Origin of the sequence: Paenibacillus sp. FSL R5-0345 (genome assembly GCF_000758585.1) — a bacterium.
In the GTDB taxonomy this organism is placed as follows: Bacteria; Bacillota; Bacilli; order Paenibacillales; family Paenibacillaceae; genus Paenibacillus_AQ.
This window is the reverse complement of the sequence record NZ_CP009281.1, coordinates 4,824,735-4,837,393: the sequence shown is the minus strand read 5'-3', so window position 1 is coordinate 4,837,393 and position 12,659 is coordinate 4,824,735. Positions and strand designations below refer to the sequence as shown.

The 12,659-nt window shown below is 40.9% G+C and carries 11 protein-coding genes and 2 pseudogenes; 8 read left to right on the top strand and 5 right to left on the bottom strand.

What is annotated here, in order from left to right; all coding sequences use genetic code 11:
- The first annotated feature begins 49 nt into the window (after positions 1–49).
- The 3 genes from R50345_RS21530 (at position 50) to R50345_RS21520 (ending at position 3,051) form a co-directional block, all read left to right on the top strand.
- Complete coding sequence (locus R50345_RS21530) at positions 50–1,033, top strand: ABC transporter ATP-binding protein (protein ID WP_042129987.1); 984 nt, start codon at positions 50–52, stop codon at positions 1,031–1,033.
- Complete coding sequence (locus tag R50345_RS21525; RefSeq protein WP_042129986.1) at positions 1,011–1,784, top strand: ABC transporter permease; 774 nt, start codon at positions 1,011–1,013, stop codon at positions 1,782–1,784. The genes R50345_RS21530 and R50345_RS21525 overlap by 23 nt, the downstream gene beginning before the upstream one ends.
- Positions 1,785–1,911: 127 nt before the next feature.
- Positions 1,912–3,051: a 5-methyltetrahydropteroyltriglutamate--homocysteine S-methyltransferase gene (locus R50345_RS21520; protein WP_042129983.1), complete on the top strand. Its 1,140-nt coding sequence runs from the start codon at positions 1,912–1,914 to the stop codon at positions 3,049–3,051.
- Positions 3,052–3,397: 346 nt separating this feature from the next.
- Here R50345_RS21520 and R50345_RS31395 read toward each other — a convergent pair whose 3' ends face one another.
- The 4 genes from R50345_RS31395 to R50345_RS21505 all read right to left on the bottom strand — a co-directional run bounded on the left by R50345_RS31395 (position 3,398) and on the right by R50345_RS21505 (position 6,831).
- Positions 3,398–3,556 carry a hypothetical protein gene (locus tag R50345_RS31395; RefSeq protein WP_231573860.1) on the bottom strand — a complete coding sequence of 53 codons (159 nt, stop codon included), beginning with the start codon at positions 3,554–3,556 and terminating at the stop codon, positions 3,398–3,400.
- Between the two features lie 74 nt (positions 3,557–3,630).
- Positions 3,631–4,572 carry an NAD(P)H-binding protein gene (locus tag R50345_RS21515; RefSeq protein WP_042129981.1) on the bottom strand — a complete coding sequence of 314 codons (942 nt, stop codon included), beginning with the start codon at positions 4,570–4,572 and terminating at the stop codon, positions 3,631–3,633.
- Positions 4,573–4,650: 78 nt separating this feature from the next.
- Entirely contained in the window at positions 4,651–5,550 is a 900-nt protein-coding gene (locus tag R50345_RS21510; RefSeq protein WP_042129978.1) for a LysR family transcriptional regulator, read from the bottom strand.
- A 90-nt stretch (positions 5,551–5,640) separates the two neighbouring features.
- Positions 5,641–6,831 (bottom strand): coenzyme F420-0:L-glutamate ligase, encoded by a 1,191-nt coding sequence (locus tag R50345_RS21505; protein ID WP_042129976.1) that lies wholly within the window; start codon positions 6,829–6,831, stop codon positions 5,641–5,643.
- A gap of 353 nt (positions 6,832–7,184) precedes the next feature.
- Between R50345_RS21505 and R50345_RS21500 the strand changes: the two are divergent.
- The 4 genes and pseudogenes from R50345_RS21500 to R50345_RS30915 form a co-directional block, all read left to right on the top strand.
- Positions 7,185–8,132, top strand: a pseudogene (locus R50345_RS21500) (helix-turn-helix transcriptional regulator).
- 63 nt (positions 8,133–8,195) lie between these two features.
- Positions 8,196–8,741 (top strand): DinB family protein, encoded by a 546-nt coding sequence (locus R50345_RS21495; RefSeq protein WP_042129975.1) that lies wholly within the window; start codon positions 8,196–8,198, stop codon positions 8,739–8,741.
- 474 nt (positions 8,742–9,215) lie between these two features.
- The gene (locus R50345_RS21490; RefSeq protein WP_081954145.1) at positions 9,216–10,034 is read left to right on the top strand and encodes a CPBP family intramembrane glutamic endopeptidase; all 819 of its coding nucleotides are present in this window, start codon (positions 9,216–9,218) and stop codon (positions 10,032–10,034) included.
- 182 nt (positions 10,035–10,216) lie between these two features.
- Positions 10,217–10,387 (top strand): annotated as a pseudogene (locus tag R50345_RS30915) (DUF255 domain-containing protein); the annotation flags it as partial.
- Positions 10,388–10,658: 271 nt separating this feature from the next.
- On the opposite strand, the gene R50345_RS21485 reads toward R50345_RS30915, so the two are convergent.
- On the bottom strand, positions 10,659–11,564 hold the full coding sequence (locus tag R50345_RS21485) for an AraC family transcriptional regulator (RefSeq protein ID WP_042129972.1): 906 nt from the start codon (positions 11,562–11,564) through the stop codon (positions 10,659–10,661).
- A gap of 183 nt (positions 11,565–11,747) precedes the next feature.
- On the opposite strand from R50345_RS21485, the gene R50345_RS21480 reads away from it, so the two are divergent.
- Complete coding sequence (locus tag R50345_RS21480; protein WP_042129970.1) at positions 11,748–12,602, top strand: sugar phosphate isomerase/epimerase family protein; 855 nt, start codon at positions 11,748–11,750, stop codon at positions 12,600–12,602.
- Positions 12,603–12,659: the final 57 nt, after the last annotated feature.

Here is a 12,659-nt window from a genome sequence, read left to right as displayed (position 1 = left end):
TATCAATGGAATTACTTATATAAATCGTACGGGAGAGGATGGTTATTAGGTGGAGAAAATTATAGAGGTACGCGGGATTAGCAAGGTGTACGAGAAAAGAAAGACGAAAGAGAAGATCCATGCCGTTCGTGATGTTTCTTTTCATGTGAATCGTGGAGAGGTTCTAGGTTTACTAGGACCAAATGGTGCTGGGAAAACATCAACGATAAAGATGCTCTGTGGGTTGTTAGAATCGGATGGGGGTTCTATATCCATTAATGGCTTAGATATTTGCAAGAAGAGACTCAAAGCGCTAGAGCATATTAGTGCTGTATTAGAGGGAAACCGGAATTTATATTGGCGTCTTACGGTACGGGAAAATTTAGAATATTTTGCAGGTAACCGGGGGTACTCTCGGAAGCAAATTGCCGGTCAAGCAGATAAATTATTAGAGCAATTCAACCTTAAAGAAAAGGAGAATGAGCTGGTCAATGGATTATCTCGGGGGATGCAACAAAAGCTGGCAATCGCTGTTGCGTTATTAGCTAATACGGATGTCATCTTACTGGATGAGCCAACGCTCGGTTTGGATGTTGAGGTTAGTTATGAATTACGAAATATTCTAAAAACAATAGTAAGGGAAGAAAAACGTACGATCATTATCAGCTCACATGATATGCCCGTCGTTCAGGAGCTGTGTGACCGTGCCATTATCATTAACAAGGGTGAAGTCGTGATTGACGACAAGGTGGAGAAACTACTTAAGTTATTTGAAACAAGGGCATATTCCATTAAATTAGGTGAGCAATTAAGCCTAAAACAGGAGCAAAAACTGTTGAGTATATTCCCTTTAAGTACTTATAAAGCAAGCTCTCATGAAACGATCGTGGAAGTGAATTTAGAGCACGGTCAGGATATCTACGAGTTGTTCGATCTTCTGAAAGAGGAAGGAACGATGGTGGAAAGCATTGATCGTATAACCATTGATTTTGAACAAGTATTTATTCAGATTGTGAAGGGAGGTAAAACGCATGAAATGGCTCCATTTATTTAATGCGAATTTTCGTAAGGAATATATTGAGATGAAACGTTATCTGCCGAACACGATTGCCTTAGTAGCCACGTTTTATATTATATTTCTAGGTGCATTTTTTGGCATTATGTTCATCGGGGATCCAGCCAGCTTTGATATGAATGTTCAATACTCCATTGTAAGTGTAGTCTTTTGGAGCTTAACGATGATGACGATGAACTTTATTGGTTATTCGGTAATCACGGAAGCGACGCGTGGAACGTTAGAGCAGTTATATATGTCTCCCATGGGGGTATGGAAAATCATGCTCACGCGGATCGTCAGTCAGTTAGGCTTACAGTCTGTTATTATGATCCTGTTGCTGTTTGGTGCGATGCTAACCTCCGGACAGTGGTTGAGTCTTAACCCCATGACAACGATCCCAATCATTATTGTTACTATGATAAGTATGGTAGGCGTTAGCTTTATGATCGCTGGATTAGCTATTATTGTGAAACAAATTCAAGCATTTCTACAGATTTTTCAATTCGTTTTGATGGGACTTGTGTTTGTTCCGATAACTGTTGCTCCGTTTTTAGCCTTTGCCCCGTTCGTTAAAGGAGTGAATATGGTCAGAACGGTGATGCTGGAGAATCTAACGTTAACGGATATACCTTTATCAGATTATGGCGTATTAATATTAAATTCGCTGGTTTATTTGATTCTAGGACTCGTTGTGTTTGATCGCTGTGAGAAAATAGCCATGAAGAAAGGTCTTCTGGGACAATATTAGCACACGCAATCGTTTATTCTTTAGGTATAGCTAATACTTATAGCCTGCCATAGCTCATTGGTGTAACGGTATAAGCCATCGGATATGCTATATTAATTCTAATAATTTTTTACGAGGAGATTAATATATGAGCATTCAAACCGAACCTAAAAAGCGAACCGTTACCCCATTTCGATATGATATTGTAGGAAGCTTCCTGCGCCCTCAGGCATTGAAAGAAGCTAGATTAAAATACAAGAACGGCGAAATTACCGCTGAGCAGCTTAAGGAAGTGGAAAACAACGAAATTGTTAAGCTGGTTCAGAAACAAAAAGAAGTAGGTCTTCAAGCTGTAACCGACGGAGAATTCCGCCGCTCTTGGTGGCATCTTGACTTCTTTTGGGGCTTTGACGGTGTAGAGCGGACGATTATTGATCAAGGCTACCAATTTAACGGTGCGAAGTCGAGACCAGAAACAGCCCGATTGACCGGAAAAATAAGCTATAGCAGCCATCCTTTTGTATCGCATTATGAATTTTTAAAAAGCGCTGCTGGTGAGGACGTTGTAGCTCGTCAATCGATTCCTGCAGCTGCGCAATTCCTGTTCGAGCTAGACCGGGCAGAAAATAAGGAAAGCACAAATGAAATATACCCAAATCGTGAAGAGCTAATTTCAGATATTGCTAAAGCATATAAAGCGTCGATTCTTGCCTTTTATGCAGCGGGCTGCCGCAGCATTCAAATCGACGATTGCACATGGGGAGCGCTATGCGACGAACAGTTTATAGCTTTTATGAATCAGATTGGTGTGAATGTAGCTGAATATGCGAACGAGCTTGCGCAATTGAACGAGGAAGTTGTATCTGGTCTGCCGGAAGATCTCGTTGTAACAACACATGTTTGCCGAGGAAATTATGTTTCAACTTATGCTGGAGTTGGTGGAGGTTATGAACCTATCGCACAAACGTTTCTGAACATCAATAACTATTCAGGTTACTATCTGGAGTTTGATACAGAACGGGCAGGCGATTTCAAACCATTACGCTTCCTAAAAGAGAATCAGCAAGTCGTGCTTGGTTTGTTCTCTTCCAAATTTGGTGAGCTGGAGAGCAAAGAAGATATTTTGAAGCGTATTGAGGAAGCGAAGCAATATGTCGATCTAAACCGGATTTGCCTGAGCCCACAATGCGGCTTCGCATCCACGGAAGAAGGCAACCACCTGACAGAAGAGCAGCAATGGCGCAAGCTTGCTTATATCAAAGAGATTGCTGAAGAGATCTGGAATTAATATAAGTTAACAGTTGAAAAAACACCTTAAGCCGTACGGATGTTCATCCGCTCGGTTTAAGGTGTTTTTTGATATAGAGTGAGTACGTGAATTTTCTTGGCTAGTTTACACTATACCAGTGAATTGAGAGTAATTAGGGAAAACCTCCCTAATAAAAGCCGATAATTACTCTAAATGAATGAAATTAGGGAATTTCTCCCTAAAAAACAGAGTGGAATCAAGATTTACCGTCAAATCAGTCGAATTTCAGGGAGGAATTCCCTAATTATTAGTCTGATGACCAGAATCCTCTGATAATAAGGGAGGAATTCCCTAATTATCTCCAGGACGAGCATATGATTGAGCTTTACGGAGCAGAGAGACAGAGAATTAATTTGGAAATAGCGGCACTTGCTGAGTTACCCACGATTGTGGTTGCAATGGCAGAGAATTGTGAGTGTTCAGTAAGTAGAGAAAGCTTGGAATGCTCCTTCTGACCTTGTAAAACGGGTTGTTTTTGTGCCATCCTCAGCATAAAAGGAATCACCCCCGTGTATTAAACGGGGGTGATTTAGTCTAAGAGGTACGAGGTGCCACTTATTAATTGTCTTTAGCATGTCTTTCGCCAACCTGAAATTCATTGGCATGTTCAAACATGTATTTCACGGTCAGTGGCTCTTGCCCCGTCAAATTTTTAAAGTCGTCTGTAAAAATATCCATTTTTCCTTCACGGATTGCCTGTCCAAAAGTAACCATACCTTCAGAAGAATACGGTGCTTCCGATCCATCTTTAAATGCCCCATCGGTGGTTCTAGGCACGCCCATTGCTTCGAATACGGCATAATTCTCTTCATCCGTGTTTTCTTTGTAGGTGATATGATTACCCGTTACTTCATTACCAATCTTAATGAAGTCGGTAATTGTCATCAATTCAAGCCCGTTGATATTTAGAATCGCTTCCTGATAATTATTGGAGGCTAGGGCATACGCAACGGCTTTTGCGCAATCCTTCCGCGAGATATAAGCCATTTTACCGTCACCTTGATTGTTCGTTAATACCCCGTCACCCTTCACATACGTGAAGTAATTGGTAATCATCGCTTCCGCGTATTGGGAATTCCGAAGGAAGATATAATCGAGCCCTACGCTTTGAACATAACGTTCGGTATAAATATGATCAATTTTTTCAACGCTTGGATTGGTTTCATCAGCCGCGTTTACAAGAGAAGTATAAATGATCTGTTTGACACCGGCTTCTTTGGCTGCATCAACCACATTTCTGTGTGCATTTTGGCGTTTCTCCCCAACAAAAGGCATGGAGATCAGAGCAAGTTTATCAGCATGAGCAAAAGCTTCGGCAAGGCCTTCGTTGTTATTAAAGTTGGTCACATGTGTTTCAATCCCTTGTTCCGCATATTCTTTCAAACAGGCTGGATCGTAGGCGCAAAAAATGATTTGGTCTTTATCTATCAGTTTCAACAAATATTCTGCAGCTTGTTTCCCTAGATTTCCATCGACACCCGTCAACAATAATTTACCCATGATCATCGTCACTCCTTGTGGATATGAATTATATCCTTATAGTATGTGAAAAAATGAACATAGTCTAACACATAAAACTTATGGTCGATTGCTAAAACCAATTTGGATCTGCTGAAGGAAGGAGGGCAGGGCAGGGTTTGTATTGTTTTTAAGATATCCTGCTTCGATTGCAAAGGTATGGTGTGAATCAACTAATGGGATTAACCGGACTTTATCCTGAAGATAGGCGAGCTGATAGTTATCCGGAAAAAAGCCAATCAAATTCTCCGTGATGATATAAAATAATTCTGACTCCACATCGTCTGCGGTTCGAAGGATGTTCGGCTGATAGCCGTCTTCAATGGCATGCTGGATCATTAGATGATAAGAGTTTCCAATAGCTGTTGGATTCAGCATGACTAGTGGATGTTCATATAACTCCTCTTTGGCGATCGATTCATGATGAAAAAGAGGATGGGGATGACTCACAGCCGCACAATAACGTCCCTTATATAAGGGATAGGTTACAATATCCTCTTTTCCCTGAAACTCGGAGTCAAAGGCAATAGCTACGTCGTAAATCCCTTTTAGCAAGTATTCTGAAATATCTTTTAGCAATACTTTATTCAGTTCCAGCTTAATATTCGGATGATGATCCTGAAACGAGGGAATCAATTTCAACAAGCTTTGGATATCCGTCATCGCCGCATATTCGATACTCAGGGATTGCGTATTATACTTTTGAAAGTTTTCCATGCTCATCTTCATATGGTTATATTGCTTCCAGAGGATGAGAGCTTCGCCATAGAAAAGCCATCCGGCTTTGGTTGGCTCGATAGGGATCTGCTTTCTGTCAATCAATTGAATGTTGAATTCCTCTTCAAGCGCGGCGATTTGTTGACTAATGGTGGTCTGCGATACATAGTTCTTTTTAGCTGTTTCGGTAAAATTTCTGCATTCAACGAGATCAATAAAATATTTAATCCTTCTTATGTTCATAGGATCCTCCGCTTACCGCTGTTTGCTTTATTATAACCCAGCAAGTAAAAAAGAGAGCCTCGTTTAGAGACCCCCTTTGTTGTGCTTATCTTATTTTGTATAGTTATCGAAATAACCTTGAATATAAATCATTGGTGTTCCTTTATCTCCACTGCCAGAAGTCAAATCAGACAGTGATCCAATAAGGTCTGTTAATCTACGAGGAGTCGTCCCTTGTGCTTCCATTGCACCAACCAGGTCATCATTTTTATTCTGGATGTATTTAGAAATGGCTTGTTTCAGCTCTTCACCACGAAGATGAGAGAAGTTGTTATCGGCCAAATATTTCAATTTCACTTCATTTGGTGTTCCATCAAGCCCTGTAGTGTAAGCAGGGGAAACAACTGGATCTGCCAGTTCCCATATTTTGCCGACTGGATCTTTGAATGCACCATCGCCATAAACCATAACTTCTACAGTTTTACCTGTCATTTCTTTGATTTTTGCTTGGATACCATCCACGATAGGTTGGCAGTTATTTGGAAATAGCTTCACGCTTTCTTCTGTTGCTTTATTGGATCCCAGCAGACCATAAGCTTCGTTAAAGCCGCTGCCATCAATGGATTGTGTAAGAATATCATCCAGACCAAACACTTTTTCAGCACCATTGCTCATGAGAATACGTTTTGTTCTGAACCGTGTGTGAATATCACAAGTTAATACATGTTTTGTGTAGTTTAGAATGGTTTTTGGATTATTGGAGAAGATGACTTCGCAAGCCACACCTTCAGCTTCAATTAAACCTTTATAATATTCGATATAATCAACACCTGTGAATGGGTGCTTAATATAGCCGAAAAACTCACGGAATTGAGCCTCTGTTAACACATCCGTCCATGGATTAACACCCTTAGCATCTAATTCGTCGATGTCTACAAGATGGTTGCCCACTTCATCAGCTGGATAGCTTAGCATTAAGACTACTTTTTTTGCCCCTTTGGCAATACCGCGTAAGCAGTTAGAGAATCGGTTACGGCTAAGGATTGGGAAAATAACACCCACGGTTTCCTCGCCGAATTTCCCATTAATATCAGCTGCAATATGGTCAATCGTCGCATAGTTACCTTGTGCCCGAGCCACAATGGATTCGGTTACGGTTACAATGTCACGATCCTCGATCGAGAAACCTTCGACTTTTGCAGCATTCAATACGGTTTGAACTACGATTTCTTCAATGTTATCCCCATTGTTAATGATGGGCCCGCGGAGTCCACGTACCACTGTTCCAACTACTCTTTCCAATATGATCTCTCCTCTTGTAAGGGTATACTCTATATAATTAAAATGGTTGTAAAGCCTATATTACTATACCCTTTTAGAGCGATATAAGTAAAATTAATGTTTATAATATCTAATATAAAAACAGTTTATAGATAAAAAAGACTAAACAAAAATTTGTACAAGCTTTTATCTCAGGTGGTAGAAAATGCGATGTGGAGCTCTAATCTACTTACGAAGTGTTTTGTGATCCTGCTTATAAATCTAACGGCAAATCGGGAATCGGGTGGGTATCGACGAGCTGTGGATGAGATTTTGGATGATATTAAACATTGCCGTTTGAGATAGAAAAACAATTTTTGGGAAGGGAGAGTCGTATGAACAAAATGGACCGTTTGTTAGCTATAGTGCTTGAACTGCAGCGTAATAAAGTGTTGCGAGCGGAGGATTTGGCTGCTACGTTTGAAACGAGTGTGAGAACTATTTATCGGGATATTCAGGCACTGAGTGAAGCGGGCGTATCCATAATAGGAGCGCCAGGGCAGGGTTACTCCTTAATCGAGGGGTATTTCCTGCCACCCGTTAGTTTCACGCTGGACGAAGCAGTGACATTACTTATCGGGACTGACTTTATCGAGCAGTGGTTTGATGCCCACTATGGCAATAAGGCTAGAAGCTCTAAAGCAAAGATAGAAGCTATCCTGCCAGAAGCCATCCGCAGTGAAGCATCACAGATCCGCAAAAGTTTTCGTTTATTTGCATCCGCAGCAGAAATAGCACCAATACAAGAAAAGGCATGTTTGGAAGCCATTCGTCGAGCGATATTGGAGGAAAGGAAAATAAGATTTCGTTATTCTAAAAGAATCGCCGAAGCTGATGGGAACCGTCAAAGTATTCGTACGGTTGCTCCTTACGGACTTGTGCTTCATCAAGGATCATGAGTACTCGTCGCTTGGTGTGAATTGCGTCAAGACATCCGTCATTTCCGGTTATCCCGAATGAGGGAGCTTATTGATCTGGAAGATAAATTTATACTGCCAGCGGATTTTCAATTGGAGGTATACCAACCTCCTGATGATCGCAACGTTCATGTGCGTATCTTAGTCCATTCTGATATAGCTGATAAGGTAAGGGAATCGAACAATTTCTATATGGAAACTATAGAGGAGCATGCGGAAGGCTTACTGGTTACTTTTCGAGTTCGAGAGCCGGCGGAATTGCTGCAATGGGTGCTGGGCTGGGGAGGAGGCATGGTTGTGCTAGAGCCGGAATCTTTTCGCCATCAAGTTAGAAACGAAATAGAAATAATGTTAAAACGCTACTGACATAACGCTGTCAGTAGCGTTTTTATATACTTGGATAATCAATGACACAGGAGCTGATATATAATGACTACAACAAAAGAAGCCTTACAACGTTTTGAAGAAACTGCGACATACTATATTCAGGAATTAGAGCGATTCAATCTGGAGCAGCTGAAGCAAAAGCCAAGTGAAAACGAGTGGTCCATCGGACAGATGGTTCAACATCTCATAAACTCGGCACTGTATATGCAGCTTCGCAATATTGATCAATGTCTGGTGCTAAGCCAAGATCCCTTAGTATCTCATGTAGGGAAAACCGAGGATGGTGCGGCTATATTTGCACAAGGCAGCTTTCCGCCCATTCGTATTCAGGTCCCGCCTTCTGCCCAATATACGCCGGAGCAGCCGGAGAGCAAAGAACAATTAATTCAAGGGTTGCACACAGTCATCCAAAGAATGAGAGAGATCGAGTCGTCTCTTGAAAAATCGTTCAAGCTTAATACCGTATCTCACCCGCGATTCGGTGGACTATGCGCGGAGGAATGGTTCCTGCTTATAGAGATGCACTATCGTCATCATCTTCTGCAGCTGGAACGATTAAACAAAGAATTGTTTGGGAAAGTGATGTAATACCCAAAAAAAAGGCCTTTGCTGATCTTTAGCAAAGGTCTTTCTAGTGGTGCTTTCCACTGCGATTCTAGTTATTCTGTGGTCCCTATAGCTTATGTATTAACGAGATTTAAGTTTTGGGTTTCAAAAATGATTCTTAATATTTATATGGCCTGTATCTTTCTTCAAGCTTCTTATATCATGGTTCCTTTTGCGATAGGAAGGGGCGTAGCTGCTGTACGTGACAGTGGTGTCATGTCGGTGAATTCCACTAGAGTAGAATCCACAACCTTAGTTCCTAATATTTGATTTTAATTCCTCAACCTTCCATTATCTTAGATTAATTTATTGCCCCTCTTACTTAATTGTCCGTTTTCATCTCCAATAACAAAGCTACTAATCTGTATGTCCTATATTTTGTAGCGGCCCCAATAGCTTAAAGCACTTCTGGATACAATTTATGGTATAATTTAGAAGATTTGTTGAGGAGAAGCAATGAGTAATAAAGGCGCTCAGAAGAGAGTTTTTGGAGGTAACTATATGACCTTATCTAAAGCACTCAAATTTTTGATTCTTAATTGTATTTTAATCGTCATTATTTATTCTCTGCAGTATGTATTTAACTTTCTTACTTATGATATAAACGGGCCAATGACATGGATGATGAGCCATTCAGAGAGATTAGCTAACAATACAGATTTTATAAGTGCATTTTCTTGGTATCTTGTTCAATTTTTGATTACCTGCTTGCTCATTCATTATTTCTTACGGAAGGGATTAAAGGAAGTCGGTTTTAGTACATTAAATCTGCAGCTTAGCATGAAGTACATCAAGTATTTTATATTGATATTTCCTTTCGTTGTCGTTATATGCTGTGCACTAATTTATTCAACTCTTGGTCTTCAGCCTTTAATTGAACAATATGAAGGTAGAAATGTAATATATGCTGTAAAAGATATTATGATATTTGGTACATTACCTGGATTAAGTGAAGAACCATTCTTTCGGATTTTCGTTATTCAATTTTTTCTGTTGTTTTGGTTCAAACGTTTTAACTCTCTGAGTCCAAATGGTATAAACATGATGGTCTTTTTGTCTTCTTTTTATTTTATGCTAGGACACATCTTTATAAATTGGTCTCCCTTTTATTTGAAATACGATGTGATTCAGCTGATAACTGCCTTTATTCTAGGAATTTATTATACGGTCACTTATTTGAAAACAAAAAGTATTCTAGCCTCTATTGTATGCCACAGCTATTCCGATTTTATCATTTACCTTATGGGATATCTTTTATATTTTTATAATCGTTAAATCTTGTTCATTAATAAATAGAATTTCCTCGCTTAAGTAAGTCGTCCGAACATTATTCTTAGGGCTGCTCTATTAAATGAATAATAATTACTCTCAAACAGCACAAACCTCTCGCTAGTGTTTTTTGGCATATCATTGGGTAATACTAACAATGGCACATACCGCATAAGGAGGTTACAGAAATGGAGATTGAAGAAGGCCAACAGCCTAATCGACTAATTTATAAAAAGTCCCCATATCTGCTGCAGCATGCCCACAACCCCGCGGACTGGTATCCATGGGGAGACGAGGCTTTTGCCAAGGCGCAGGCTGAGAACAAGCCGATCTTCTTATCCATTGGCTATTCGACATGTCAGTGATGGCACGAGTCTATCACAGGACATTCTTGATATGGGTCTCTACAATCAGTCTGTTCACTCCGCCGGTTAGTAGGAAGTGCGACTAAAAAACTATAGATCCAGGTAAAGAAACTTCTTCGTTTAAATGGTTGTGTGTACTTCCATTTTTACCTGAGAAGTTTTTTTGCGCTTGAAGAGATTGAGCCAGATCATGCTGAAAGAGACGGTCCGTTCGCGTAGCGTCCGCATAGAACGATCAGTCCCTGAGATTATCGCATCTATAGATTTAGAGAATCCGAGACAACTTACGATACGCACGTGGAGATATCCCCTCATTCGCCGAAAATACTCTACTGAAATAATGAATATCGGGATAACCGACCTGCTCGCCTACCCTTTCAATCGGCCAATCTGTTTCTCGCAACAGTTTACGAGCTTCCCTATGCCGGATCGAACGGAGGTATTCTCCGGGGGGCATACCGGCGACCTCACGAAAGAGCTTGGCAAAATGGTCTTCATGCATATTCATGGCCGCAGCCATAGATTTGTTGGTCCAGCGTTCTGCTAACCGCTCTTCTATCTCCTCTATTAATGCTCTGATCCGTTCGGTGTGAACAGAAGATTTAGCTGCATCTCGGGAGTTTTGCGATCGGAGCAGCGAAGTCAGAATTCCAAGCAGCAGCCCTCGACAGACCCACTCATAACCGGCAGGCCGCATGGTGAATTCATGAACGAGTTGTTCCATGGCATGAACACATTCGGGAGGTGGGGAGTAGATCGGTTCTTGTGACAATGGCATGAAAGGAGCGGTTACGGCTTCAAAGGCGAATTTATCGTCCATTACTTCATCCTCTTTCACTACCATATCTTCTTCATGTGTAATAATGGATTCCCCAAAGAAATCAAAATGGATTCCAATAAGCTTGGTATCTGAATCTGACAGAATAGCATTCTGATGATATACCCCGGATGAGAGGAATATTAGCTGTCCAGCGTGCAGTATATATTCCTCCGTATCCATCTTTGTTAATAATTTGCCCTGGCGAACATATAGTAGCTCGAAGTCATATAGTCTTCTTCTTGGAAAGGTACAAGTGGGAAGTGTCTGCAATTGTGCATAGTGAATTCCGGGTGACCAATCACGAGAGGGTACCTGCTTTCTCAATGGATAAGACGGATCTTTGTCAGACATGGCACTGCCTCCTGAATGTTTAATAGATTAGACCGGAATAATGCAAAAAGTCTCTTCTTCGCCTAAATAAATTGAACTTATTATCTATTATAATATAAATAAATAAAGGATACAAAGTGTATCTAAGTCTATAAAAGTCTATAACGTCGAAAACGGAAAAGAACAAATAAGAGGAGGGTCCAAATGAAAAAGGGAATCAACATCTGGTCGTTTCGAGAGGGAACAGAAATTAAAGAATGCGTACGTCTGGCCAAAGCGGCTGGATTTGAGGGTATCGAACTGTCATTAAATGAGACAGGTGAACTTGGCTTGCAAACCACTGAGAAGGAAGCACGTATCCTTCGTGATTCTATTAATGAAACGGGTCTAGAGATTGCGGGACTGGCAACTGGGCTATATTGGTCTTATGCGATGACAAGTGAATCTGAAGCTAATCGAACTAAGGCAATCGACGTATGTAAAAAGCAACTGGAGCTCGCGGCTGCGCTTGGTGTAGATACGATTCTTGTCATCCCTGGCGCTGTTGGTGTGGATTTTATCGAGGGCTGTGAGGTTGTTGATTATGAAAAAGCTTATGATAGAGCACTGGAAGCGATTAGTCATTTAGCCAAGGATGCTGAGCAAGCAGGCGTTTCCATTGGACTTGAGAATGTATGGAATAAATTCTTGCTGTCTCCGCTTGAATTACGTACTTTTATTGATACGGTGGGTTCCAGTTATGTAGGTTCTTATCTTGATGTTGGGAATATCGTCCATTCCGGTTATCCAGAGCAGTGGATACGGATTCTAGGTCACAGAATTAAAAAGGTGCACTTCAAAGATTACCGCCGTACGGCTGGCGGGCTTCACGGATTCGTTGATTTGCTCGCTGGGGATGTTGATTATCCGGCAGTCATGAAAGCGCTTGATGAAATTGGATACAACAATTATGTTACAGGTGAAATGATACCGTCGTACACACATTATACAGAGCAAATTATTTTTAATACTTCCGCAGCTATGGATGCCATCCTTGGACGCACCGCATTCAAAGCTTAGAGTAGGGAAGGAAAAGTAATATTCAGAGTCGGACTGGTAGGATTGGTTTCATGGTCC

Coding starts and splice junctions, on each gene's coding strand:
- R50345_RS21525 (WP_042129986.1), top strand. CDS start 1,011: ATGAAATGGCTCCATTTATTTAATGCGAATTTTCGTAAGGAATATATT.
- R50345_RS21520 (WP_042129983.1), top strand. CDS start 1,912: ATGAGCATTCAAACCGAACCTAAAAAGCGAACCGTTACCCCATTTCGA.
- R50345_RS31395 (WP_231573860.1), bottom strand. CDS start 3,556: ATGGCACAAAAACAACCCGTTTTACAAGGTCAGAAGGAGCATTCCAAG.
- R50345_RS21515 (WP_042129981.1), bottom strand. CDS start 4,572: ATGGGTAAATTATTGTTGACGGGTGTCGATGGAAATCTAGGGAAACAA.
- R50345_RS21510 (WP_042129978.1), bottom strand. CDS start 5,550: ATGAACATAAGAAGGATTAAATATTTTATTGATCTCGTTGAATGCAGA.
- R50345_RS21495 (WP_042129975.1), top strand. CDS start 8,196: ATGACTACAACAAAAGAAGCCTTACAACGTTTTGAAGAAACTGCGACA.
- R50345_RS21490 (WP_081954145.1), top strand. CDS start 9,216: ATGAGTAATAAAGGCGCTCAGAAGAGAGTTTTTGGAGGTAACTATATG.
- R50345_RS21485 (WP_042129972.1), bottom strand. CDS start 11,564: ATGTCTGACAAAGATCCGTCTTATCCATTGAGAAAGCAGGTACCCTCT.
- R50345_RS21480 (WP_042129970.1), top strand. CDS start 11,748: ATGAAAAAGGGAATCAACATCTGGTCGTTTCGAGAGGGAACAGAAATT.